General features: G+C 73.6%; 21 protein-coding genes, 1 pseudogene and 1 riboswitch. Of the genes and pseudogenes, 13 read left to right on the forward strand and 9 right to left on the reverse strand.

The window, feature by feature from the left end; all coding sequences use genetic code 11:
• From ABT023_RS20580 to ABT023_RS20590, 3 genes are all read left to right on the forward strand, one after another.
• Positions 1–313 (forward strand): thiamine pyrophosphate-dependent enzyme (locus tag ABT023_RS20580; RefSeq protein ID WP_350887987.1); only part of this gene is annotated, 313 nt, incomplete at its 5' end.
• Positions 313–1,287, forward strand: a complete 975-nt coding sequence (locus ABT023_RS20585; protein WP_350887989.1) for an alpha-ketoacid dehydrogenase subunit beta — start codon at positions 313–315, stop codon at positions 1,285–1,287. The genes ABT023_RS20580 and ABT023_RS20585, both read left to right, overlap by 1 nt.
• Positions 1,284–2,642 carry an ATP-grasp domain-containing protein gene (locus ABT023_RS20590; RefSeq protein WP_350887990.1) on the forward strand — a complete coding sequence of 453 codons (1,359 nt, stop codon included), beginning with the start codon at positions 1,284–1,286 and terminating at the stop codon, positions 2,640–2,642. The genes ABT023_RS20585 and ABT023_RS20590 overlap by 4 nt, the downstream gene beginning before the upstream one ends.
• Before the next feature lie 151 nt (positions 2,643–2,793).
• Here ABT023_RS20590 and ABT023_RS20595 read toward each other — a convergent pair.
• Both ABT023_RS20595 and ABT023_RS20600 read right to left on the reverse strand, forming a co-directional pair.
• Positions 2,794–3,021: pseudogene (locus ABT023_RS20595) on the reverse strand (DNA-binding response regulator); the annotation flags it as partial.
• Between the two features lie 258 nt (positions 3,022–3,279).
• A complete protein-coding gene (locus ABT023_RS20600) occupies positions 3,280–3,978 on the reverse strand; it encodes an SGNH/GDSL hydrolase family protein (RefSeq protein ID WP_350887991.1) in 699 nt (232 codons plus the stop codon).
• Between the two features lie 495 nt (positions 3,979–4,473).
• On the opposite strand from ABT023_RS20600, the gene ABT023_RS20605 reads away from it, so the two are divergent.
• Positions 4,474–5,076 carry a hypothetical protein gene (locus tag ABT023_RS20605; RefSeq protein ID WP_350887992.1) on the forward strand — a complete coding sequence of 201 codons (603 nt, stop codon included), beginning with the start codon at positions 4,474–4,476 and terminating at the stop codon, positions 5,074–5,076.
• Here the strand turns inward: ABT023_RS20605 and ABT023_RS20610 are convergent.
• Positions 5,047–6,300: an MFS transporter gene (locus tag ABT023_RS20610; protein WP_350888041.1), complete on the reverse strand. Its 1,254-nt coding sequence runs from the start codon at positions 6,298–6,300 to the stop codon at positions 5,047–5,049. The two genes, ABT023_RS20605 and ABT023_RS20610, sit on opposite strands and share 30 nt — an antisense overlap.
• 26 nt (positions 6,301–6,326) lie before the next feature.
• Complete coding sequence (locus tag ABT023_RS20615) at positions 6,327–7,901, reverse strand: AMP-binding protein (RefSeq protein WP_350887993.1); 1,575 nt, start codon at positions 7,899–7,901, stop codon at positions 6,327–6,329.
• Between the two features lie 377 nt (positions 7,902–8,278).
• Between ABT023_RS20615 and ABT023_RS20620 the strand changes: the two genes are divergently transcribed.
• The 6 genes from ABT023_RS20620 (at position 8,279) to ABT023_RS20645 (ending at position 14,585) form a co-directional block, all read left to right on the forward strand.
• Entirely contained in the window at positions 8,279–9,550 is a 1,272-nt protein-coding gene (locus ABT023_RS20620; protein WP_350888042.1) for an SGNH/GDSL hydrolase family protein, read from the forward strand.
• A 69-nt stretch (positions 9,551–9,619) separates the two neighbouring features.
• The gene (locus tag ABT023_RS20625; RefSeq protein ID WP_350887994.1) at positions 9,620–10,837 is read left to right on the forward strand and encodes a cytochrome P450; all 1,218 of its coding nucleotides are present in this window, start codon (positions 9,620–9,622) and stop codon (positions 10,835–10,837) included.
• 9 nt (positions 10,838–10,846) lie between these two features.
• A complete protein-coding gene (lipP1, locus tag ABT023_RS20630) occupies positions 10,847–11,818 on the forward strand; it encodes a LipP1 family hormone-sensitive lipase (protein WP_350887995.1) in 972 nt (323 codons plus the stop codon).
• Positions 11,811–12,911, forward strand: coding sequence for an alpha-hydroxy acid oxidase (locus ABT023_RS20635; RefSeq protein ID WP_350887996.1), 1,101 nt, complete (start codon positions 11,811–11,813; stop codon positions 12,909–12,911). Before lipP1 ends, ABT023_RS20635 begins: the two co-directional genes overlap by 8 nt.
• Positions 12,860–14,263, forward strand: a complete 1,404-nt coding sequence (locus ABT023_RS20640) for an aminotransferase-like domain-containing protein (RefSeq protein ID WP_502890733.1) — start codon at positions 12,860–12,862, stop codon at positions 14,261–14,263. The genes ABT023_RS20635 and ABT023_RS20640 overlap by 52 nt, the downstream gene beginning before the upstream one ends.
• Positions 14,264–14,324: 61 nt before the next feature.
• Positions 14,325–14,585: a hypothetical protein gene (locus tag ABT023_RS20645; RefSeq protein WP_350887997.1), complete on the forward strand. Its 261-nt coding sequence runs from the start codon at positions 14,325–14,327 to the stop codon at positions 14,583–14,585.
• Between the two features lie 102 nt (positions 14,586–14,687).
• Here ABT023_RS20645 and ABT023_RS20650 read toward each other — a convergent pair whose 3' ends face one another.
• Positions 14,688–16,127 (reverse strand): glycine hydroxymethyltransferase, encoded by a 1,440-nt coding sequence (locus ABT023_RS20650; protein WP_350887998.1) that lies wholly within the window; start codon positions 16,125–16,127, stop codon positions 14,688–14,690.
• 18 nt (positions 16,128–16,145) lie between these two features.
• Positions 16,146–16,235, reverse strand: a riboswitch (ZMP/ZTP riboswitch).
• Between the two features lie 131 nt (positions 16,236–16,366).
• Between ABT023_RS20650 and ABT023_RS20655 the strand changes: the two genes are divergently transcribed.
• Entirely contained in the window at positions 16,367–17,215 is an 849-nt protein-coding gene (locus tag ABT023_RS20655; RefSeq protein ID WP_350887999.1) for a metallophosphoesterase family protein, read from the forward strand.
• A gap of 141 nt (positions 17,216–17,356) precedes the next feature.
• On the opposite strand, the gene ABT023_RS20660 is transcribed toward ABT023_RS20655, so the two are convergent.
• From ABT023_RS20660 to ABT023_RS20675, 4 genes are all read right to left on the reverse strand, one after another.
• Entirely contained in the window at positions 17,357–17,857 is a 501-nt protein-coding gene (locus tag ABT023_RS20660; protein ID WP_350888000.1) for a hemerythrin domain-containing protein, read from the reverse strand.
• Between the two features lie 122 nt (positions 17,858–17,979).
• Positions 17,980–18,510 (reverse strand): GNAT family N-acetyltransferase, encoded by a 531-nt coding sequence (locus tag ABT023_RS20665; RefSeq protein ID WP_350888001.1) that lies wholly within the window; start codon positions 18,508–18,510, stop codon positions 17,980–17,982.
• Positions 18,507–19,775 (reverse strand): Imm61 family immunity protein, encoded by a 1,269-nt coding sequence (locus ABT023_RS20670; protein ID WP_350888002.1) that lies wholly within the window; start codon positions 19,773–19,775, stop codon positions 18,507–18,509. The genes ABT023_RS20665 and ABT023_RS20670 overlap by 4 nt, the downstream gene beginning before the upstream one ends.
• Positions 19,776–20,204: 429 nt before the next feature.
• Positions 20,205–21,695 carry a S8 family peptidase gene (locus ABT023_RS20675; protein WP_350888003.1) on the reverse strand — a complete coding sequence of 497 codons (1,491 nt, stop codon included), beginning with the start codon at positions 21,693–21,695 and terminating at the stop codon, positions 20,205–20,207.
• 335 nt (positions 21,696–22,030) lie between these two features.
• Here ABT023_RS20675 and ABT023_RS20680 point away from each other — a divergent pair, with 335 nt between their 5' ends.
• Entirely contained in the window at positions 22,031–22,357 is a 327-nt protein-coding gene (locus tag ABT023_RS20680; protein ID WP_350888004.1) for a hypothetical protein, read from the forward strand.
• A gap of 82 nt (positions 22,358–22,439) precedes the next feature.
• Positions 22,440–23,261: an SAM-dependent methyltransferase gene (locus tag ABT023_RS20685; RefSeq protein ID WP_350888005.1), complete on the forward strand. Its 822-nt coding sequence runs from the start codon at positions 22,440–22,442 to the stop codon at positions 23,259–23,261.
• The last annotated feature ends 45 nt before the right edge of the window (positions 23,262–23,306 follow it).

Here is a 23,306-nt window from a genome sequence, read left to right on the forward strand (position 1 = left end):
GATGCGCGCCGGCGGCGGGCCGGAGCTGATCGAGGCCCGCACCTACCGCTTCGACGCCCACCACACCTTCGAGCACGCGGTACGCCTCGACTACCGCCCGCCCGAGGAGGTGGCCCGGGGCCGGTCCCGGGACCCCGTCGAGATCCAGGGCGGACGGCTGGTCGCCGCCGACCGGGCCGCCGTCGACGCCGAGGTCGAGGCCACCCTCGACGCGGCGGTGGAGTTCGCCCTGGCCAGCCCCGAGCCCGACCCGGCCGGCGCGCTGGAGCACCTGTACGCCAGCGGGCTGGTCGCCCGGACGGGAGGTGGCTGATGCCACGGCTGTCGTACCGCAAGGCGCTCACCCGGGCGCTCGCCGACGAGATGGCCCGCGACGAGTCGGTCTTCCTGCTCGGCGAGGACATCCGGGTGGCCGCCTCGAACGTCACCGCCGGGCTGCTGAAGAGGTTCGGGCCGGAGCGGGTGCTGGACACCCCGCTGTCGGAGCAGGCGTTCACCAGCTTCGCCACCGGGGCGGCCCTGGCCGGGCTGCGCCCGGTGGTGGAGTTCCAGATCCCGTCCCTGCTGTTCCTGGTCTTCGAGCAGATCGTCAACCACGCGCACAAGTTCCCGCTGATGACGGGCGGGCAGTGCGCGGTGCCGGTCACCTACCTGGTTCCGGGCTCCGGCTCGCGGACCGGGTGGGCGGGGCAGCACTCCGACCACCCGTACAGTCTGTTCGCCCACGTCGGGGTGACCACCCTCGTCCCGGCCACCCCGGCCGACGCGTACGGGCTGCTGGTCTCGGCGATCCGGCACGTCGACCCGGTGGTGCTGTTCGCCCCGGCCGGGGCGATGGACGTCCGGGCCGACGTGGACTTCGCCACCCTGGTCCCGGTGCCGATCGGCCGGGGCCGGGTGCACCGGGCCGGCGACGACGTCACCGTGGTCGCGGTCGGGCACCTGGTGCACGACGCGCTCGCCGTCGCAGAGGAGCTGGCCGGGCAGGTCTCGGTGGAGGTCTTCGACCCCCGCACGCTCTACCCGTTCGACTGGGACGGGCTGACGGAGTCCGTGGCCCGCACCGGCCGGCTGGTCGTCATCGACGACTCCAACCGGTCCTGCGGCATCGCCGGGGAGATCATCGCGACCGTGGTCGAACGGGTGCGGCTGCTCGCGCCGCCCCGGCGGGTCACCCGCCCCGACGGTGCGGTGCTGCCCTTCGCCCCGGCGCTGGACCGGGCCGTGCAGCCCGGCCGCGAGCAGCTCGCCGCCGCCATCCAACTCACCATGAAGGACGGATCATGATCGACCCGAGCTACCCCTGGCCGCCGCTGGACCAGGCGTGGAACGACCTGCCGGAGTCGACCCGCGCGGCGATGGTGGCCGCCGGGGCCGCCGCCTGGAAGGAGGTCTTCTACGGCTGCGCGACGTACAACCAGACGTGGCGGCTGGCCCGTCCGCCGGTCATGCCGGCGGACGCCTTCCGCGAGCTGAACGAGGTCTGCGACCGGCTCGCCCAGCTCATCCTGGAGTCCTGCCAGCGGCGCGCCCGCACCGCCGGGGAGCTGACCCGACTGCTCGGCGTGCCGGCGGAGGAGACGAGGCTGCTCGACGAGTCCGAGGAACTGTCCGAGGCGCTGCTGGCCGCGTACCGGCCCGACGTGCTGATCTCCGGCGGGGTGCCGAAGTTCGTCGAGTACAACATCGACAGCAGCCTCGGCGGCGGCTTCGACGCCGACACGGTCGTCTACCGGTACACGAAGATCTACCAGGATCAGGGCATCCTCGGCGGGCTGCCGGTGCGGCCCGCCCCGTCCCTGCTGGACCAGCGGTTCGTGGCGATCCGGGACGAGCTGGGCCTGGCCGACGGGGCCCGGGTGGCGCTGCTGCTGGACTTCGACGCGGACTACCCCGGCCTGGAGACCCCGGACGACTTCATCAGGATCCTGTCCCCGTTGGCCGACCGGGCCCGGCACTTCGGCATCGACCTGGTCATCGCCCAGCTCAAGTTGTCGACCCTGGACGAGGAGGGCCGGCTCGTCGTCGGCGGCGCCCCGGTGGACGGCCTGTTCCGGCTCTTCGTGCCCAACCGGGTCCACGCCAGCGCCGGCCTGGACGCCGTCGCCGGGGCCCTCGCGGCCGGCACCCTGCCGATGTTCGTCAGCTCCGCCGCCTGGCTGCTCGGCAACAAGATCAACTTTGCCTGGCTCTGGGAGGACCTCGACACCCTGCCCGAGGCCGACCAGGCGCTGATCCGCCGGTACGTCCCGCGCACCAGCGCGCTCACCGCCGCCGAGCTGCCCCGGGCACTGGCCGACCAGCACGACCTGGTCGCCAAGCCCGCCGACGGCTCCGCCGGCATCGGGGTGCTCCTCGGCCAGGAGACCTCCGCCGAGGCGTGGGAGGAGGGCCTGCGCGCCGCCCTCGACGAGGGCGGCTACATCCTCCAGGAGTACATGGAGGCCGACCGGGTGCCGATGGACTTCGTCCGGATGGAGACGGGGGAGACGGTCACCGCCGACGTCCCGTACAGCCTCGCCCCCTACCTGTTCGGCCGGCAGGGCTCCGGCGCGCTGGCCCGGGTCGGCTTCCCCGGCTGCGAGAGCGTCCTCAACCTCGCCCGCGGCGTCCTCCTGACGGGAATCCTCCTCACCGACTGACAGCCCCGCCCCGCCCCCCCGCCCCCCACCCCGCCCGCCCTGCCCCGCCCACCGGCGTCGATCATGCACTTGCGACCCGCCTAAAGTGGACACAAGTGAATGAACCAAGGGCCATAAGTGCATGATCGACGTCGGTCAGGCCGGTCAGGCCGGTCAGGCCGGGCGCGGGGGTGGTGGGTGGTCGGGCAGGGGGCAGCTTGGCGATCACCTCAGGATCCATCGCGGTGCCGCCTGAGGCGACCCGGCGTACGGCGTCGCCGGGCGGCCAGCGCGCCTGGAGGCCCTCGTCGGTGAAGGTCGGCGGTAGCCGCACGTCGACGACGGCCACGTCGGGCCGGTGCCGGGCCAGAACGGCGCGCAGCGACGGCCCGTCGCCGACGTGGCGCTGGGCGGTATCGCGGCCCGTTACTTCCACTGGGAGTGAGCCGCTGGGAGTGAGCCGCTGGGAGTGAGCCGCTGGGAGTGAGCCGCGACCGGGTGCCATGACGGGGAAGGGCGGGCGGGGACAGTCCGCACCTTGGGGATAAGCCCGCGGCGGCCACCAGGCGCGCGGCCCGGTGCATGGAGGCAGACCGGGTGCCGACGGACTTCCTGCGAATCAAGACGGGGGAGACGGTCACCGCCGACATCCCGTAGGTCAAGGGGTGTCCGCCTCCCCGCGGGCGGCCAGGTGGGTGCCGAGGCGGCGGATCGTCTCGGCGGCGGCGATGGCGTCGCTGCGGGCGCTGCCGTGCCGGCCGTCGGTGCTGTACAGGCCCGGGTCGGCCACCGCCGGGTGGTCGGTCAGGTGCACGTGCAGGGTGCCCAGCCGCTCGCCCAGCGCCCGGGTGTGCGCCGACAGCCGGCGCATCCGCTCGCCCAGGCTCTCCCGCAGCCGCTCGGGCACCGCCGGGCTGTGCGACACGTCGAACATGCCCACCGTGACCACGTCCGCCCCGGTCGCCTGGAGGCCGGTGACGATCGCGGCCAGCTCGGCGTCGACGGCGTCCGCGTCGTACCCCTGGCGGAACGCGTCGTTGCCGCCGCACACCACCAGCGCCAGGTCCGGGTCGAACTCCACGGCCGGGCCGAGCTGCGCCGCGCGGACCTCGTGCGCCCGCAGCCCGCGCAGCCCCAGGTTCCGGTACGCCAGCCCGGGGCGGGCCGCGTCCAACTCGGCGGCGATCCGGTCGGCCCACTGCACGTCCGGGTACCCGTCGACCGGCTCGCACAGCCCCTCGGCGACGCTGTCGCCGAGCACCACGAACCGCCGCCACGGGTGACCGGCCAGCAGCCGGGCGCTCTCCCCGGCACGCAGGCAGTGTGGATCGGTCGCCTCGGTCGGGGTCGATGCCATGATCGGCACGCTAGCAGCGGGGCGGGAACGCCGCCATCGAGGCATTCAATGTGCTCGGCGGCCTCGGCGTGAGCCTTGTGCCGGCCGCGTTCGGCCTGTGGCTCGGCGGGCTGCTCGGCTGGGGCCTGTGCCGGAAATCAGCCGGGGTTCTGGCGGCGGTTGCTGGGCGTAGCCGTCGACCGTCCGGTGATGCCTCCCCGCCCCCTTTGCTCTGCTGCCGTCACCGCAACACCGGCACCACGCGGCCGCTGCACGTCGCGGACCAGCATTAACGCAGGGCAGGAGGCGCCGTGACCCGCGCGTTGCATCGGGGGCAGCAGTGCAAAGGAGCCGCCACAGGTGCCATCCGCCATCCGCCATCCGCCCTCCGCCATCCGCCGACCTGCGACGACGCCGGAGCCCGCGTGGACATCAGCGCCATCCCTCCAGGCCCAGCGCCACCGTTTCCCGCAGTGCCACCCGTTTGCCGCCGAGCGGAATCGGCAATCAGGGGTCATGACTACCGTGGGCGCGCCGGGGGAGGTGCGGTTCCGGCGGTCCCGTCGCAGGACGCTGCTGTACCTCGCCGCAGGAGTACTGGTCGTCATGGCGGTCGCCTGGCTGACGCGCCGCCTCTTCTTCGGCGTGGCCGGCGTCGGCCCGCCCCCGCAACTGTTGGTTCTTCTGCTCGGGGCGGTCGCCGGGTACGTCCAGGCGCAGCAGCAGATCGGCCTCCCGCTGCTGTTGACCGAGGGACAGATCGTGCTGACCCGTCCCGGTGGCGGGTCGCTCGCCATCGACCGGGACAACCTGGTGGTCGCCGAGGTACGCGGCCGGATCAGCCCGATCCTCGTGCTGGAACCGGCCGACCCGGGCCGCACCCGGCCGGCACTGAACCGCTGGGAATGGAGCCGCAGCGGCCTGTGGAGCCAGTCCCGAGCCCAGCGGCCGTACGAGATCCGGGTGCCCCTGTTCGGCCTCGCCCCGAGGGCCGGCCGGCTGCGTGCCGAACTGGCCGGCCGACGGCGTCCCGCCACCATGTTCGTTGCCGAGGAAGAGGCGAACCCGGACGGGCGTCGCGGCCGGCGCTCAGCCCGCCGGGGCCGACCGAGGTCGTGACCGGCCCGCCCGCAGCGGGCCGACGAGCAACGGCCCCACGGTCAGCACCGCGCACACCACCGACATCACCAGCAGCGCCGGCTTGAGCCCGAGGAGCGCCACCGACCAGCCGCCGACCAGGCCGCCGATCGGCAGCCCGACGAAGGCCAGCGAGCCGGCGATGCCGAGCACCCGGGTCTGCAGCGCGTCCGGCACCCGTTCGTAGAGCGTCACCCCGAGCAGCGGGTTGACCGCGGCGATACCGATCCCGGACAGGAACGTCACCACCAGCACCACCACCAGGTGGTCGGTGACGGCCATGGTGAGCATCCGGGGGGCGCCGCTCATCGCGGCGCCGACGGCGAAGACCAGCGTCCGGGGCAGCCGGGGGCCGATCGTCGTGAAGACCACGTTGCCCAGCAGCGCCCCGGCGCCGAAAACGCCGAGCACCAGGCCGAAGCCGGCGGGGTCGCCGAGCACGTCGCGGATCCAGACCGGGAGCCACACGGTCGTGTTGGCCGCGGCCATCATGTTCAGCGCGGAGACCACCAGCAGCATGGCCAGCAGCACCCGGTCGGTGCGCAGGTAGGCGAAGCCGGTGCGCAGCGCCCGGAAGTAGCTCTCCCGGGGCGCGGCCGACGCCTCGGTGGCCGGTGGGCGCACCAGGATCCCGACCAGCAGGGCGCAGAGCGCGAAGCTGCCCGCGTCGATCCAGATGGCCCGGGTCACCCCGACCCAGCCGATGAGCAGGCCGCCGATCACCGCCCCGAACAGGGTCACCGCGCGGGCCAGCCCGTCGTAGGCGGAGGTGAGCCGGATCAGCTCCACCCCGGCGCGCTGCGCCGCGGGCCGGAACATCACGTGCTTGACCCGGTCGCCGATGCCGCGCAGCCCGCCGGCGAACGCGACCAGGACGACCAGCGCCCCGAAGCCGAGCCACGGGGTCAGCGCCACCACGGCCATCGCCACCGCGCTCGCCGCGTCCACCACGATGGAGGTGCGCCGGACCCCGAACCGGTCGGCCCACGGCGTGGCCAGGGAGCTGGAGAGCATGTACGGCAGGAACTCCGCCGCCGCGACGATGCCCATCTTCGCCGGGCTGCCGGTGGTGGTCAGCACCAGCCACGGGATGGCGATGACCGAGATCCGGCTGCCCAGGTTGGAGATCAGGTCGGCGGCGACCAGGGTGACCAGCTCCCGCCGGGCGGCGGCCCGCCCCGGATCCCGCCCGGTGTCGGTCTGCACCGTGGGCTCGGGGGCGGCGTCGGTCGTCACGCCGGGCTGCCGACGGGATCGGCGGGGCGGTCGGCGGCGTACCGTTCGCGCAGTGCCCGCTTGTCCACCTTCGCCGAGCGGTTCAGTGGCAGCGCGTCGACGAACTCCACCGCGCCGGGCGCCCACGTCTCGCTCAGCTCGGCGGTGACCAGCTCGATCAGCTCCGCCCCGGTCACCGTCGCCCCGGGCGTCGGCACCACGTACGCGTGCGGCAGCTCGCCGGCCACCTCGTCGGGCACCCCGATCACGGCGGCGGCGCGCACCTGCGGGTGGCCTGCCAGCACGTCCTCGATCGGCCGCGAGTAGATCGGCCAGCTCCGCTGCCGGGTGAGGATCCGATCCTGGAGCCGGTCGACGAGGTAGAGGTACCCGTCGGCGTCCAGGTGGCCGATGTCGCGGGTCCGTACCCAGCCGTCGACCAGGGTCTCGGCGGTCAGTTCGGGCTGGCCGTGGTAGCCGACGAAGCTCAGCTTCGTGCGCACCCACACCTCGCCGTCGACGCCCGTCGGCAGCGCCGCGCCGTCGGCGTCGCGGATCTCCACGGCCACGTCACCGTACGGCCTGCCGCAGGAGCGCAGCCGCTTGGGGTGCTCCGGGTCCTCGGTCAGCCCCGGCTGGGCGGTGATCACTACGGCCTCGCTGAGGCCGTACACGATGCGCAGGCACGGGCCGAAGCGGGCGATGGCCTGCCGCAGCCGGGCGGGCGCGGCGGGCCCGGCGCCCACGTTGAACATGAACATCGCGGAGAAGTCCGCCCCGGCCAGGTCGGGGTGGTCCAGCACCTCGTAGAGCATCGGCGGGGTGACGAACGTCGAGTTGATCCGCTCCCGGCCGACGGTGTCGATGAAAGCCGCCGGGTCCCACTGCGCGCGCAGGAACAGCACGCCGCCGCTGAAGAGGTTGACCAGCGTGGTGATCTGCCCGCTGGCCAGCCACATCGGCGAGTGGGACAGGTGCCGCAGCAGGGGAACCCCGCCGGCGCGGAAGCCCGCGGCCAGGGTGAGGATCTGCCGGTAGAAGCTCTCCCGGTGGTGCACCAGCTTCGGGGTGCCGGTGGTGCCGCTGGTCTGCAGGAACGACTCGGGCTCCGGCACGTCGCCGGGCAGCCCGGCCGCCGCGTCCCGGTCGGCGGCGGTCAGGTCCGGGCCCGCGCCGCCCGGCCCGAGGCAGAGCACCGGTACGCCGGCCAGCCCGGCGGCGATCTCCGCGCCCAACCCGTCGCCGGTGCGGGCGTCGTAGACGAACGCCTCGGGGCGGGACAGCCGGACGAAGTCGTCGACCTCCCGCCGGGAGGTGACGGGGGCGATCCACATCGTCCGGCAGCCCAGCAGGTGCAGGGCGAGCTGGAGCAGCGGACCCTCCACCGCGTTGCCGAGCATCACCAGCACCGCGGCACCCGGTCGGACCCCGCCCCGGGCGAGCGCGCCGGCCATGCCGCGCACCTCGGCTGCGACGTCCACATAGGTGTATCGGCGTCCACCGCCGACCAGCGCCTCCCGGTCGCCGAAGCCGGCGAAGAGTTCCAGCGCCTCGTGGACGTAGGTGGTCGGTCGGTCGGACCCGTCAGTCATCGCCAGCCCCCATCAGCTTTTCGTCGGCGATCGGTGGCGACCCGGCGAGGCACCCGCGATGATCGGCCGCGAGCGGCGTCCGGGCAGCTCACGGCCAGGACGCGGCGACAGCGGGGCGCTTCGACGACCGCACCGCCGCCGCTCCGAGCCTAGGCCGCGCGGGCCCGCCCGGCACAGGGCCGATCGGTGCCCCGCCATACCTCGACGTCAATTGATCTTGTCGATCAGGTTGATTGACGCCTGTCAGGGGCGCCGCTAGGTTTCTGGACCATCGTCCAGGCAGCTGTCGTCAGTGGACGACCCTGGGCCAACATGGAGGTTCAATGTCGACTCCGAAGAGATGGCAATTGACGAAGGCCCCTAAGAGATGGCAGATGATCGCCGCCGTGGCCACGGCCCTGGTCGTGGGGGCGCCGGCTGTGGTGGCGACCGCAGGCCCGGACAACGGGGAGCGCCGCAACGACCCCGTGTGGGCGGGCAGCTGGGCCGCCGCGGTGACCCGGGGCAACTCGGCCGGCCTGACCAACACCGGCCTGAACAACCACAGCATCCGGATGATCGTGCACACGACCGTGGGTGGCCCCCGGCTGCGCATCCGGCTCAGCAACGTCTACGGCGAGCAGGCCGTGAAGGTCGGCCGGGCCACCGTCGCCCGGCCGGACACCGCGACCCCGACGGACCTGTCGGACGTCACCGCCGCCAGCGTGCGGGAGCTGAAGTTCAACGGCTCCGCCTCGGTCACCATGAACCGGGGCGCCGAACTGCTCAGCGACCCGATCGACTTCCCGGTCGGTGACCAGGAGGACCTGGTCGTCACGCTGTACTTCCCGGTGCTGACCGGGCCGGTCACCTTCCACGGCCAGTCCCGGCAGACCACGTTCATCGGCGCCACCGACCTCACCGGCTCCGCCGCGGGCACCGGCTTCACCACCCGCCCCGACTGCTGCTGGATGTTCCTGTCCGGCGTGGACGTGCAGCGGCGGCAGAGCCCCGGCTCGGTGGTCGTCCTCGGCGACTCGATCGCCGACGGCAACGGCAGCTCGGTCAACTCCAACAAGCGCTGGCCGGACCTGCTCGCCGACCGGCTGATCGACGGCCGTCCCGAGGTACGCACCCCGGGCGTGCTCAACCTCAGCCTGGCCGGCAACCGGCTCAACCACGAGGGCACGGAGCCCGGCACGGGCGGCTTCCCCGGCTACTACGAGTTGGGCCCGAACGGCCTGGCCCGGCTCAACGAGGACGTCTTCCCGCAGACCGGCGTGCAGACCGTCGTCACCCACCTGGGCATCAACGACATCTGGATGTCCGGTGACTCCGCCGAGAGCATCATCGCCTCGCTGCGGCAGATCAACCAGCAGGTCAAGGCCCGCGGCCTGACCAGCCTGGTGGGCACCCTGACCCCGTACGAGGGGCACGGCGTCGCGGGGGTGTGGACGCCGGAGAAGGAGGCCACCCGCCAGGCGGTCAACGCGTTCCTGCGCGGCAGCCAGGAGTTCGACGGGGTGCTCGACTTCGACAAGGTGCTGCGCGACCCGGCGCAGCCGAGCCGGCTGCTCCCGGCGTACGACTCGGGTGACCACATCCACCCGAACGACCTGGGCAACCAGGCGATCGCCGACGCGGTGCCGCTGCGCCTGCTCGGTCTGTGACACCGGCGGGGCGGCGGGGGCGATCCCCCCGCCGCCCCGTCTGGAAATTCCTGGGGAGGAAGCACCACCGTGGACGTCCGAGAGCTGCTGGCCGGCCTGTACAGCGAACAGGGCCGGCAAGACCCGTACCCCTTCTACGCGGCCCTGCACGAGCTGGGCCCCATCCGCGAGATCCCGAACCGCGCCGCGCACAGCACCGTCGCCGCCGTCGCCGGGGGATACGACCTGGTCAGCCAGGTGCTGCGCGACCCCGAGTGGTACAAGCAGTCGCCGCCGGGCTGGGAGCAGCACGAGATCCTGCGCACCTTCGAGTCCTCGATGATGTTCATCAACCCGCCGGACCACACCCGGATGCGGGCCGTGTTCGCCAAGACGTTCACCCCCCGCCGGCTGGGTGCCCTGGAGCCGGTGATCGAGCGGATTACCGACCGGCTGCTGGACCGGATGGCCGAGGCCGGTGCCGGTGGGACCGAGGTCGACTTCGTGGCCGACTTCGCGTACCCGATCCCGGCGCTGGTGATGGCCGAGTTCATCGGCCTGCCCGAGACCGACCTGGACTGGTACCGCGAGCGGGTCGAGCGGATCGACGACTTCCTGGACGTCGCCGGGGCGACCCCGGAGCGGCTGGCCAAGGCCGACACCGCCGCCACCGAGCTGCGCGCGTACTACCGGGAGCTGATCGCCGACCGCCGCCGCACCCCCAGCGAGGACCTGGTCAGCGGCCTGGTCGAGGCGGTGGACTCCGGCGGTGTGGACCTCACCGAGGACGAGCTGATCAGCAACCTCATCGTCCTGTTCAACGCGAGCTTCGTCACCACCGTCTACATGTTCAGCAACGGCCTGCCGCTGCTGCTCGACCACCCCGAGGTGGCCGCCGCCCTGCCCGGCGACGACAAGCTGACCCTGGGCTGCGTCGACGAGGTGCTGCGGATGCAGAGCCCCGTGCACTTCCTGGCCCGGGCCGCGCCCCGGGACACCGTCCTGAACGGCGTCCCGGTGGCCGAGGGCGAGAACGTGATGCTGCTGATCGCCGCGGCGAACCGGGACCCCGCCCGCTTCCCCGACCCCGACCGCTTCGACCCGCGCCGGGGCGGCCCGCCGTCGCTGGCCTTCGGCGTCGGCCTGCACTACTGCCTCGGCGCGGCGGTGTCCCGCCTGGAGGGCCGGCTGGCCCTGCCCCGGCTGTTCACCCGCTTCCCCGAGCTGCGGATCACCCAGACGCCGGTGTACAGCGGCAGTCTGTTCCTGCGCGGCATCGACAAGCTGTTCGTCACGACCGGCGGTTAGGAGACCGGCATGCCCCTGGACCCGCAGGTGATCGCGTACCGGGCCGCCCGCGCGGCGGCCGGCGTCACGCCCCTGTACACCCAGTCCCTCGCCGAGGCCCGCGCCGCCGACCTGGCCGCGATCCGGGCCGGCGGCGGCGACGTCGAGCCGGTGCACGAGGTACGCGACGACGTCGTCCCCGGCCCCGCCGGGGACCTCCCGATCCGCGTGCACCGGCCGGCCGGGCCGGGCCGGCTGCCCACGCTGATCTACTTTTTCGGCGGCGGATGGACGCTGGGCAGCGTCGACACCGCCGACGGGATCTGCCGCCGGCTGGCCAACGCCGCCGGCTGCCAGGTGGTGACCGTCGGCTACCGGCTGGCACCCGAGCACCCGTTCCCGGCGGCCGTGCACGACTGCCACGCCGCCGTGCGCCGGCTCGCCGGGCACGCCGACGAGTTCGGGGTCGACCCGGACCGGTTGGCCGTCGGCGGGGACAGCGCCGGTGGCAACCTCGCCGCCGCGGTCACCCTGCTGGCCCGGGACGAGGGCGGGCCGGCGCTCGCCGCCCAACTCCTGGTCTACCCGAACACCGACCAGCGTCGGCGGGACGAGCCGGCCGGCGAGCAGGACCCGCTGCTGTTCAACCGGCACTCGGTGGCCTGGTACCGGGGGCACTACCTGCCCGACCCCGCCACGGCCGAGGACCCGCTCGCCTCGCCGCTGCTCGCCGAGGACCTGACCGGCCTGCCGCCGGCCCTGGTCGTCACCGCCGAGTACGACCCGCTGCGCGACGAGGGGGAGCGGTACGCGTCCCGGCTGCGCGAGGCCGGGGTGCCGGTCGAGCTGGCCCGCTACGACGGGATGATCCACGGGTTCTTCGCCATGCCGGGCGCGTTCGACGCGGGCCGGCGGGCCCAGGACCGGGCCGCCGCGTTCCTGCGCGAGCGGCTCGGGACCGCCCCGGTGCTCCCCTCCGATCCGGGCGCCGTCGATGGCTGACCCGGCCCCCGTCCCGCTCGCGGCGAGCCTCGCCGACTTCGCCGCCCTGGCCCGCGACGTCCTCCCGCCCGAGGTGTACGACTTCGTGGCCGGCGGCAGCGGCACCGAGACCACTCTCGCGGGGAACCGGGCCGCGCTGGACCGGATCGCCGTGCTGCCCCGGATGCTGCGCGGCGTCGACCGGCCCCGCACCGACGCCCCGCTGCTCGGCCGGCCGCACGCCCTGCCGGTGGCGGTGGCGCCGATGGCGTACCAGCGGCTGGTGCACCCCGACGGCGAGCCGGCGCTCGCGGCGGCGGCCCACGCGGCCGGGGTGCCGTACGTGGCGAGCACCCTGAGCAGCGCCACCGTCGAGGAGATCGCGGCGGCCGGCGGCCCGGTCTGGTTCCAGCTCTACTGGCTGCGCGACCGGGCGATGGTGCGGGAACTGGTGGACCGGGCGCACCGGGCCGGCTGCACCGCCCTCATGGTCACCATCGACGTGCCGATCCTCGGGCCCCGGCTGCGCGACGTGCGCAACGGCTTCGCCCTGCCGCCGCAGGTGAGCGCGGCCAACCTGCCGGGCAGCCGCGACGACCTCGCGCACGCCGGCACCCCCGGCGCCTCGGCCGTGGCCCGGCACACCAGCGCCGCCTTCGCCCCCGCCCTGACCTGGTCCGACATCGGCTGGCTGCGCGGGCAGACCGACCTGCCGCTGGTGGTCAAGGGGATCCTCGACCCCCGCGACGCGGTGCTCGCCGTCGACGCGGGCGCGGACGCGGTGGTGGTGTCCAACCACGGCGGGCGGCAGCTCGACGCGGCCCCGGCCGCCGTCACCATGCTGCCGGAGGTGCTGACCGCGGTCGGCGACCGGTGCGAGGTGCTCGTCGACGGGGCGATCAGCGGCGGCGTCGACGTGCTGCGCGCCCTGGCGCTCGGCGCGTCGGGGGTGCTGGTCGGCCGGCCGCTGCTGTGGGCGCTGGCCGTCGCCGGGCGGGCCGGCGCCGACGCCGCGTTCGCGCTGCTCGCCGCCGAGCTGCGCGACGCGCTCACCCTCGCCGGGTGCGCCGACCCGGCCGAGGCCCGCGACCTGCGGACGATCACGGGAGGCTGAACGTGGACGGTGGACGACCGGTGGAGGCGGCCGTGGATGTGGACCTGGACGTCGCGGACCTGCACCCGGCGGTGGACGATCCGGCGCTGAACTCGATGAACTTCCTCAACGAGGTGGCCCAGCGCTACCCGGCGGCGGTGTCGCTGGCCGCCGGCCGGCCGTACGAGGAGTTCTTCGACGTCGCCGACCTGCACCGGCACCTGGAGACCTTCCGGGCGCACCTGGTCGACGACCTCGGGTACGGCCCGGACCAGGTGCACCGCACCCTGTTCCAGTACGGCCGGACCAAGGGGATCATCCACGACCTGGTGGCCCGCAACCTCGCCGTCGACGAGCGGATCACCGTCGACCCGGAGTCGATCGTGGTGACCGTCGGCTGCCAGGAGGCGATGCTGCTGGTGCTGCGCGCGCTGCGCGCCGACCCCCGGGACGTGCTGCTCGCGGTCGCCCCGACGTACGTGGGGCTCACCGGGGCCGCCCGGCTGGTGGACCTGCCGGTGCGCCCGGTGGCCGGTGGCCCGGCCGGGATCGACCTGGCCGACCTGCGCGAGCAGGTGCGCCGGGCCCGCGCCGAGGGGCTGCGCCCGCGCGCCTGCTACGTGATGCCGGACTTCGCCAACCCCTCCGGGACCAGCATCGACCTGGCCGACCGGCGGCGGCTGCTCGACCTCGCCGCGGAGGAGGACCTGCTGCTGATCGAGGACAACCCGTACGGGCTGTTCCACGCCGACGGCGCGCAGCGGGTGCCGACGCTCAAGGCCCTGGACACCGGCCGGCGGGTGGTCTACCTCGGCTCGTTCGCCAAGACCGTGCTGCCCGGGGCCCGGGTCGGCTACCTGGTGGCCGACCAGCGGGTCCGGGACTCCGACGGGACGGTGGGGCCGCTCGCCGACCAGCTCGCGAAGATCAAGAGCATGGTCACGGTGAACACCTCGGCGATCGCCCAGGCGGTGGTCGGGGGCGCGCTGCTCGCCCACGGGGGCAGCCTGGTCGCGGCGAACGTCCGGGAGCGCGCCGCGTACGCCCGCAACCTGCGCCACCTGGTGGCGGGCCTGACGCGGCGGTTCCCGGCGCCCTCCCCGGTGTCCTGGAACGTCCCGGCCGGCGGGTTCTTCGCGGTGCTGACCGTCCCGTTCCCCGTCGACGACGCGCTGCTGCGCCGCTCCGCGCAGGAGTACGGCGTACTGTGGACCCCGATGGCGCACTTCTACGACGACACCGCTCCGGTGGCCGCGTTACGGTTGTCGATCAGCGCGGTCACCTGCGAGCAGATCGACGTCGGCCTGGACCGCCTCGCCGCGCTGATCGCCGACGAGCTGGCCCGGACGGCGGCCCCGGCGGCGTCGGTCTGACCCCGCACTGTCGCCGTTCCGCCACCCCCCGTGCGTTCGCCGTCCGGACGCACCGGCCATAATGGACCGTATGGTCGCATGGGAGTACGCACTGTTGGTCCGCCGTTACCAGGGGCAGGGACGCAATTTCCACGTCTCGTTCGTCTGGTACGGCCCGGACGGGTCCCGCACCGACATCACCGCGTACGGCGACACCGCGATCGCCCACCTCAACCGCGCCGGCCGGGACGGCTGGGAGCTGGTCTCCGCCGCCGAGGACGTGAACAACGTCCAGGGCAGCACCGAGGTCCACCGCTACCACCTGAAGCGCCCCCTCGCCTGACCCTCGCCCCGCCGATCATGGACTCGTGGTGGGGAACGGCCGGCGTGAACCAGCCGTTCCGGGCACCACGCCTCCATGCTCGGCGGGGGCGGAGGGACGGGGTCAGGTCAGGTCGACCGACGGGTAGAGCGGGAAGGTCGACAGGAGGTCGGTGGCCCGGCGGCTGACCTTGTCGGCCAGCGCCGGGTCGAGGACGTACTTGGCCTTCGACGGGGTGCCGTCGGCGTTCGAGGCGGAGACGGTCTGGCTGAGCACGGTGTGGATCAGCTCGGCGGTGGCGTCCATCTCGGCCACGCCCAGGCCCCGGGTGGTCAGCGCCGGGGTCCCGATCCGGATGCCCGACGTGTACCAGGCGCCGTTCGGGTCCTGCGGGACGGAGTTCCGGTTGGTGACGATGCCCGAGTCGAGCAGCGCCTGCTCGGCCTGCCGGCCGGTCAGCCCGTACCCGGAGACGTCGATCAGCACCAGGTGGTTCTCGGTGCCGCCGGTGACCAGCTTCGCGCCCCGGCGCAGCAGCCCCTCCGCGAGGGCCTGCGCGTTGTCGACGATCCGCTGGGCGTAGTCGGCGAAGTCGGGGCGGCGGGCCTCGGCCAGGGCGACCGCCTTGGCGGCCATCACGTGCGGCAGCGGGCCGCCGAGCACCATCGGGCAGCCCCGGTCCACCTGGTCGGCCAGCTCCGGGCCGCAGAGCACCATGCCACCGCGCGGGCCACGCAGCGACTTGTGGGTGGTGGTGGTGACGATGTGCGCGTGCGGCACCGGGTCGAAGTCCCCGGTGAAGACCTTGCCCGCCACCAGGCCGGCGAAGTGCGCCATGTCGACCATGAACGTCGCGCCGACCGAGTCGGCGATCTCCCGCATGATCCGGAAGTTCACCTTCCGCGGGTACGCCGAGTAGCCGGCGACCAGGATCATCGGCTTGAACTCGCGGGCCGCCTCGGCGACCTTGTCGTAGTCGACCAGCCCGGTCACCGGGTCGGTGCCGTAGCTGCGCTGGTCGAACATCTTGCCGGAGATGTTGGGCCGGAAGCCGTGGGTGAGGTGGCCGCCCGCGTCCAGGGACATGCCGAGCATCCGCTGGTTGCCCAGCTCCCGGCGCAGCGTGAACCAGTCCTCCTCGGTCAGGTCGTTGACCTGCCGCACCTGGGCCTTCTTCAGCGCCGGCGCCTCGACCCGGTCGGCCAGCACCGCCCAGAACGCCACCAGGTTGGCGTCGATCCCGGAGTGCGGCTGCACGTACGCGTGCGTGGCGCCGAACAGCTCCTTGGCGTGCTCGGCGGCGAGCGACTCGACCGTGTCGACGTTCTGGCAGCCGGCGTAGAAGCGGCGGCCGACGGTGCCCTCGGCGTACTTGTCGCTGAACCAGTTGCCCATCGCCAGCAGCGTGGCGGGGGAGGCGTAGTTCTCGCTGGCGATCAGCTTGAGCGACTCGCGCTGGTCGGCCAGCTCCGCCCCGATCGCGTCGGCGACCCGGGGCTCCACGGCCCGGATCACCTCAAGGGCGCTGCGGAAGGCGGTGGACTCGGCGTTCGGCGACGACATGCGACCTCCTGGTGACGTGCGGAAGGCCCAGGCGCTCGGCAAACGTCCTGATGACGGGACCGCTTCCCGATGGTTCTCCATCCCCACGCGCCAGTCACGGCCCGTGCTGATCGTACCCGGTCCGCCCCCGCCGCCCCGGCCGACCTCCGTGGCCCCGCCGACGGGGGAGCGACGAGGCGCGACTCGGCCGTCGCCGCCGCGCCTGCCGGGGCGGGGGCTTCCTCCCGTACGATCGACGGATGGCGAAGGACGACGGCGCGTTGCTCGCCATCAGTGACCTGCACGTGGGGTACGCGGAGAACCGGGACATCGTCGAGGGCCTGCGGCCCCGTTCGCCCGGCGACTGGCTGCTGGTCGCGGGCGACGTGGGCGACACCGTGGCCGACGTCGAGTGGGCGCTCGGCCTGCTCAGCCGCCGCTTCGCCAAGGTGGTCTGGGCGCCCGGCAACCACGAGCTGTGGACGCCCCCGGCCGACCCGATCACCCTGCGCGGCGAGGCCCGCTACCGGCACCTCGTCCAGGTCTGCCGCGGGCTGGGTGTGCACACCCCGGAGGACCCGTACCCGGTGTGGCGAGGCCCCGGCGGGCCGGCGCTGGTGGCACCGCTGTTCCTGCTGTACGACTACGGCTGGCGGCCCGAGGGGCTGGACACCCGGGAGGCGGCGCTCGCCGAGGCGTACGCCACCGGGATCGTCTGCACCGACGAGTTCCTGCTGCACCCCGACCCGTACCCGAGCCGGCAGGCGTGGTGCGCGGCCCGGGTGGCCGGGACCGCCCGGCGGCTCGACGCCCGCGACCCGGCCCTGCCGACGGTGCTCGTCAGCCACTGGCCGCTGGTGCGGGAGCCGACCCGGGTCCTGCGCTACCCGATCTTCGCCCAGTGGTGCGGCACCGACGCCACCGCCGACTGGCACCGGCGCTACAACGCCGTCGCGGCCGTCTACGGCCACCTGCACATCCCCCGCACCACCTGGCACGACGGGGTGCGCTTCGAGGAGGTGTCGGTGGGCTACCCCCGGGAGTGGCGTCCCCGCGCCACCCCACCCGGCCGGCTCCGCCAGATCCTCCCCCCGCCCCCCACCACCTGACCCGCCCCACCACCCGCCCCGGCGACCTCGGACCTTGGACAGCTGCTGTCCGCCGGGGACGGAAACTGTCCAGGAATCGGCGGTGGAGACGACGGCGGGGCCCGGCCGTCAGGCCGGGCCCCTGGTCGGGGCCGGGTGCGCTCAGGCGTTGACCGCGTCGAGGGCCTTCTTGATCGCCTTCGGTTCGGTCGGGCTGCGCGGCGCGTCGGGGCGCAGCGCGATCATCCGCTCGCCGATCTCCTGCAACTGCTTGCGGCCGAGCGCCTCCCGCACCTTCGGGAACCACTCCTGCTCCTCCTCCTCGACGTGGTGCTGCACGTTCTCGATCAGCACCGTCGTCTTGGCGTTGAAGTGGCTGTCGCCGGCGTCCATGGCGGCCAGCTCGGCGCAGAGCAGATCGGCGACGTGGTGCTCCTCGTACGACTCGAGGATGTCGTCCTCCAGGTCCGGCAGCAGCTTGCGGACCTCCGGGTACATCACCTCGTTCTCCAGGTAGGTGTGCACCGTGAGGGCCTCCAGGATCTGCCCGACCAGCTTCTGCCGCTGGCTCGCCGGCCCGTCCTCGGCATCCTGGAAAGCCTTGAACAGGCGGCGAATCTCCTTGTGGTCCTCTTTCAACAGGACGATGGCATCGGTGGACACCCGTGACCTCCTCGGTTGCTGGTGATCCCTCCGGTACCCGTGAGGTGAGCTGCGGAAACAGCTGTCACCCGGTCGGGGCGACCGCCTCCCCGGGCGGATGACGCGGGGGCGTCGACCCCGCGTCAGGCCCCCAGCTCCCGGACGTGCCGCAGCCCGGGACGCCCGTCGAGCAGCACCTCGCCGGCCGGGACGAAACCGGTGCGCCGCAGCACCCCGAGCGAACCGGCGTTGTCCAGCGCGGCCGACGCGACCAGCCGGCGCAGCCCGTACCCGGTGCGGGCCAGCTCGACCACGCGGCGCACGCCGTCCGTCGCCACGCCACGCCCGGCCGCCCGCTCGGCCACCCGGAAGCCCAGCTCCGCGCCGCCGTCGGCGACGTCGACCAGGTTGAACCGGCCCAGCACGGCCCCGTCCTCGTCGACCAGGACGTGGAAGTGGCACAGCCCGGCGGCCTGCTCCGCGAGCAGGTCCGCGTGCCGCGCGGCGAAGCCGGCGAAGTAGTCGTCGCCCCGGTCCGGCACGGACCGGGCGAAGTACGCCCGGTTCTCCTGCTCGAAGCGGAGCAGCGCGGCGGCGTGCCGGACGTCGAGCCGCTCAAGTTCGGGCCGCCGCGGCCGATTCCGGCGGGAGAACTCGCGCACCGGGAGTGTCATCGCCCCGCCACCCGCCCGTCCGCGCGCGGATCCTGCTGTGGCCGTTGTTCCACGAACTTCTCGGCGGGGGTGCGCTGCCCGGACCGGAACAGTTCGAGCGCCTGGTGCGGCGGCACGGCGGACGGCGCGAACAGCACGCTCCCGTCGTGCGCGACGTAGATCGACCCGCCGCCCCGGACCGGGCGGACGACGAGCACCGCGTCGTCCTCCGGCAGCAGGTGGTGGACGAGTTCGGCGCCCGGCGCGATCCGGCCGAACAGTTCGGTGCCCCGCTCGATCAGGCGCTGCGGCAGTCGCGCACGCCCCTGCGCCAGGCGCTGACGCAGCCACGGCGGCTGGTGCGCCTCCTCGCGGGGAAAGCGTCGCTGCTCCGCGACGTACGCGGTGGGGTCGACGGGTTCCGACCACCACACCGGCTCGTCGTCGCGGTCGAACCGCATCGTCTCGTCGCCCGCCGACGTCACGGTCAGCTCCACGCTGAACCACGTACCCAGGCCCGGCCGGTAGGAGGCCCGCCGCGACGCGTGGAGCGCGTCGCGGAGCGCGGGGTCGTCCGGGCGGTGAATCTCCTCGCGCCGCTCGCCCCACGCCGCCCACCACCGGCAGTAGTCGACCGTCGCCAGGACGCCGGCGCGCATCGTGAGGCGGTCCGCTCCGGCCGGCAGCTCGCGGCGCACCAACCGTACGATCTCCCGCGCCGCCACCCGCTGCTCCTCGGCCTCGGCGTCGGCATCAACTTCGGCGTCGGCAGGCGCGGTGCTGCCGGGCGGCGGCGCGTCGGGCGTCGCCCCGGTGCCGCCGAACCGCCGCACGATCGATTCCTCCGACAGGTCGGCGTACCTGGCGAACCGCACGGCCCTGCCACGCCACGGGCCGGGCGGGAAGCGGGCCGACCGCTCGCCGGACGCCTCGCGCCAGGACAGCACGAGCCCCGAGGGCCCGAGGTCGGTCAACGTGAACCCGTCCCGAAGCGGCTCGTCCGGGGACGGCCCTCGCTGTCCCCGTTCCACGACGGCCCGCACCCGGCCGCCGATCTCCCCGATCACGTACCGGCGCGCGACCGTCAGCGACCCGGCGGACATCTGGGGGTGCCACGCCCCGCCGCGGTCCCGCTTCTCCACCACGAAACCGCCGTCCCGCTCGACGATCCTGAGCAGGGTCTCCGCATCACCGACCTGCAACAACGCGTCGCGCGCCGGCCATACCGTGACCCGCGCCGGCTTGCCGAAGGCACGCAGCCGGTCGTCGTCGAGGTGTCCGATCATGGCGCCGACCCTTCCCCGGCCACCGGGTCCTGTCAACGAGCATTCGGGACGCCAAGGAGTGGGACGACCCCGAGGAATCAGGCGGGCTTCGAGTTCTCGCATTCGGGTCACGTTGTGGAGGCGTAGCGCTTTGGGGGCGGCTGCCGGTGGAGCACCGGGCCGCGCACCTGGTCGACGCCGCGCGGGCGTACCTCCACGTCGGTGACCTGCTTCGGGCAGGCCGCGCCCTGGTCGACGCCGACCGGACCCGCCGGCCGAGGTCCGGTGCCGGCCGTCGGCGCGTACGGTGATCGCCGACGTGGCGCGCGGCGGCCCGGTGCCGGCCGGCGTGGCGCACCTGGCGACGGTGGTCGGACTGGCCCGGTGACCGCACGGGTGGGGCCCGGCACGCACGCGCCGGGCCCCACCACTGGTCGTGCGGTCAGTCGGTCACTTCACCACGTTGTACGCGTTGACCATGCCCGAGCCGTAGAACGCGTTGTAGTACTTCCCGCCGGTGCAGGTCGAGTCGTACGCGTGCGGGCCGGCCGCGATCAGCGGCACCGGGTTGTACACCGCGCCCGCCGGGCAGGCCTGTGCCACGGCCGTGAGCTGCAGGAACAGCGTCAGCTGCAGCGGCCCCATCCTCGGGTGGGCCGACAGCGCCAGGGCGGCGACGCCGGTCGCGTGCGGGGAGGACATCGAGGTGCCCTGCTTGTAGCCCCAGCCGTTGGTCCGGGTGGCGGTGTTGAAGGTGGTGGACAGGATGCCGTCGGTGATGGTCGACTGCGCGCCCTGGGTGCGGAACCGGGTGTCGCCGCCCGGGGCCGTCACCTCGACGACGCCCTTGCCGTACGACGAGTAGTAGCTCTTCTGCCCGGTCGGGCCGACCGCCGACACGGTCACCACGCCCGGCACCTCGGCCGGCAGTACGCGGCACTCGTTGCCCAGGTCCGGACGCGTCTCGGGGGTGCCGTTGTTCGGGCTGCCGTCGTCGGTGATCTTGCCGGCGAGGTCCCAGTTCGAGTTACCCGCGGACGCCACGTTCAGCACGCCCTTGCTCTGCGAGTAGCGGATGGCCCGGTGGATCGCGGTCCACGCCGGACGCTGGCGCGGGTCGTTGCGGCAGTTCAGCTCCCACGGGTCGACGAAGTAGCTGTTGTTGGTGAGCTGCATGCCGTGATCGGCGGCCCAGACGAACCCGCAGACCGCGGACTCCGGGAAGATGAAGCCGTCGTCGTTGACCACCTTGACCGCGGCGACCTTGACGCCCGGGGCGATACCGGTGACGCCGACACCGTTGACGGCGGCGGCGATGGTGCCGGCGACGTGGGTGCCGTGGTCGGAGGAGGTCGGGTTCCAGGCCGCCTCGGTGGTGTCGGGGACACCGCCGACGCAGGACGCGCTCTTGTCCTTGGCGATCTGGCCGGCCAGGTCGGGGTGGCTGCTGGAGATGCCGCTGTCCAGCACGCCGACGACCACGCTCGGGCGGCCGTTGTTGACCGCGTGGGCCTGCGGAACGCCGATCATCGGCATGTCCCACTGCTGGCCGTACATCGGCTCGGCGGTCGGGTCGCCCGTGGAGTTGACGACGTCGGCCGCCGGGACCTCCACGGTCTCGCCCTCTTCGAGGGCGGTACCGAGGCCGGCGGTGGAGGCCGCCGCCTCGACGCCGGCACCCTTCACGTCCGTGACGAAGTTCGGGTTGGTGGATCGGGCGACGATCACGCCGATCTGGTCGTAGCGGGCCACCACCGTGCCGTTGGCGGCGGCCACCCGGGCGGCAGCCCTGTCGGCCTTGCCACCCAGCGGGGCGACGACGAGGTAGGTGGCGTCCGGGCCGGCGGCCGCCGCCGGGGTCAGTCCGCCGGTGAGGGCGAGACCGACACCGAGCGTCACGGAGGACGCGGCGGCCAGGGTCTTGCGACGGAGGTTCTTCACACAGGCTCCCAGGGGGCTGTATCCGGCCGGCTCGCGCCCCTGGTGGAGGCGCGGCTCGGCGGGAAGCGGACGGGGCGCCCGCTTCCGATGCACAGCGTAGGAACTCGTCGCGGCGTTACAAACCTCCGTCCGGACAGACAGGGACTGTCAGACGGTGGCATTGAGGGCCGTCCGGAGTGGGCGCGGCCGGGGCCGGCGTTCTCCCCGGGCCGACATGGACAGGGGGACAGCGCCGAGGGGTGCCGACCGGCAGAATGTCCCCGGCGTCGCCGGGGTCCCGGCGACGGGTGTCGGTGCGACGCCGGCAACCGGCCGGCCGGAGGAGGCTGCGAGCGATGACGGTGGTCAGGGGTCTGCGGGAGGCTCTCGTGCTGTTCGTCATCGCGCTCGTGGTGGTGGCCGTCGCGGTGGGCGTGTGGACGGTGGTCGGCGGCGGTGACTTCGTCTTCCGGTTCGGTGTCGCGCTCATCGTGGTCGGCACCCTGCTCGGGCTGACCGGCGACCTGACCCTGAGCCGGATCGGCATGCTGCCGGCCCGGGCGACGTTCGGGCTCGCCCCGGAGCGCGAGGACGCGGGCGGCGGCCGGGTGCTCACCGGGGTCGGCATCTTCCTGTTCGTCTCACTGCCGCTGATGGTCGTCGGCGTGACGGTGCTGGCCTGACCGTCCACACTGTCCTCCCGCGACGCGGCGGCAACAGGCTCGGCTACGCTGATCGGACAACAGCGGCAGTCGAGGAGTTTTCGTGTCAGAGGCCGGCTACGTCGGGTTCCGTGACGGCGAACGGGCGGAGCGTATCGACACCTCAGTGGCGCACAACGCCCGGGTGTGGAACTACTGGCTCGGCGGGAAGGACAACTTCGAGCCGGACCGCCGGGTCGGCGAGCGCATCCACACCATGTTCCCGGTCATCGGGGAGGTCGCCCGGGCCGACCGGCGCTTCCTCGCCCGCGCGGTGCGGCACCTGGCCGGCGAGGCGGGTGTCCGGCAGTTCCTCGACATCGGCACCGGCCTGCCCAGCGCCGACAACACCCACCAGGTCGCGCAGGCCGTCGCCCCCGACGCCCGGATCGTCTACGTCGACAACGACCCGATGGTGCTGGTGCACGCCCGGGCCCTGCTGACCAGCTCCGCCGGGGGTGCCACCGACTACCTGGAGGCCGACGTCCACGACCCGGCGTCGGTCCTGGCCGGCGCCGCCCGGACACTGGACCTCGACCGGCCGGTGGCGGTGATGATGCTGGGCATCCTCAACTTCGTGCTCGACACCGACGAGGCCGTGGCGATAGTCCGCCGGCTGATGCACGAGATGCCGTCGGGCAGCTTCCTGGCGCTCACCCATCCGACCGTCGAGCTGGGTGGCGAGGCGAACGTGCCGGCCATGAAGTTCTGGAACGAGAACGCCGCCCCGCCGATCCGGTCCCGCACGGCAGCCGAGATCGGCCGGTTCCTCGACGGCCTGGAGCTGCTCGACCCGGGCCTCGTGTCGTGCGGGCGGTGGCGGCCGGCCGACGGGGAGGAACCGGTCACCGTCCCGCAGTACGGCTGCGTGGCCCGCAAGCCCTGACCGCCGGCGCCGACCCGCCGGGGCCGGGTGGCGCCGACCCGCCCG

This window comes from Micromonospora sp. NPDC002296 (genome assembly GCF_040296145.1).
GTDB lineage: Bacteria > Actinomycetota > Actinomycetes > Mycobacteriales > Micromonosporaceae > Micromonospora.

What these genes read in the sequence shown, in the direction of transcription:
- ABT023_RS20585 (WP_350887989.1), top strand. Translation starts at nt 313, where the DNA reads ATGCCACGGCTGTCGTACCGCAAGGCGCTCACCCGGGCGCTCGCCGAC.
- ABT023_RS20590 (WP_350887990.1), top strand. Translation starts at nt 1,284, where the DNA reads ATGATCGACCCGAGCTACCCCTGGCCGCCGCTGGACCAGGCGTGGAAC.
- ABT023_RS20600 (WP_350887991.1), bottom strand. Translation starts at nt 3,978, where the DNA reads ATGGCATCGACCCCGACCGAGGCGACCGATCCACACTGCCTGCGTGCC.
- ABT023_RS20605 (WP_350887992.1), top strand. Translation starts at nt 4,474, where the DNA reads ATGACTACCGTGGGCGCGCCGGGGGAGGTGCGGTTCCGGCGGTCCCGT.
- ABT023_RS20615 (WP_350887993.1), bottom strand. Translation starts at nt 7,901, where the DNA reads ATGACTGACGGGTCCGACCGACCGACCACCTACGTCCACGAGGCGCTG.
- lipP1 (WP_350887995.1), top strand. Translation starts at nt 10,847, where the DNA reads ATGCCCCTGGACCCGCAGGTGATCGCGTACCGGGCCGCCCGCGCGGCG.
- ABT023_RS20635 (WP_350887996.1), top strand. Translation starts at nt 11,811, where the DNA reads ATGGCTGACCCGGCCCCCGTCCCGCTCGCGGCGAGCCTCGCCGACTTC.
- ABT023_RS20645 (WP_350887997.1), top strand. Translation starts at nt 14,325, where the DNA reads ATGGACCGTATGGTCGCATGGGAGTACGCACTGTTGGTCCGCCGTTAC.
- ABT023_RS20650 (WP_350887998.1), bottom strand. Translation starts at nt 16,127, where the DNA reads ATGTCGTCGCCGAACGCCGAGTCCACCGCCTTCCGCAGCGCCCTTGAG.
- ABT023_RS20655 (WP_350887999.1), top strand. Translation starts at nt 16,367, where the DNA reads ATGGCGAAGGACGACGGCGCGTTGCTCGCCATCAGTGACCTGCACGTG.
- ABT023_RS20665 (WP_350888001.1), bottom strand. Translation starts at nt 18,510, where the DNA reads ATGACACTCCCGGTGCGCGAGTTCTCCCGCCGGAATCGGCCGCGGCGG.
- ABT023_RS20670 (WP_350888002.1), bottom strand. Translation starts at nt 19,775, where the DNA reads ATGATCGGACACCTCGACGACGACCGGCTGCGTGCCTTCGGCAAGCCG.
- ABT023_RS20680 (WP_350888004.1), top strand. Translation starts at nt 22,031, where the DNA reads ATGACGGTGGTCAGGGGTCTGCGGGAGGCTCTCGTGCTGTTCGTCATC.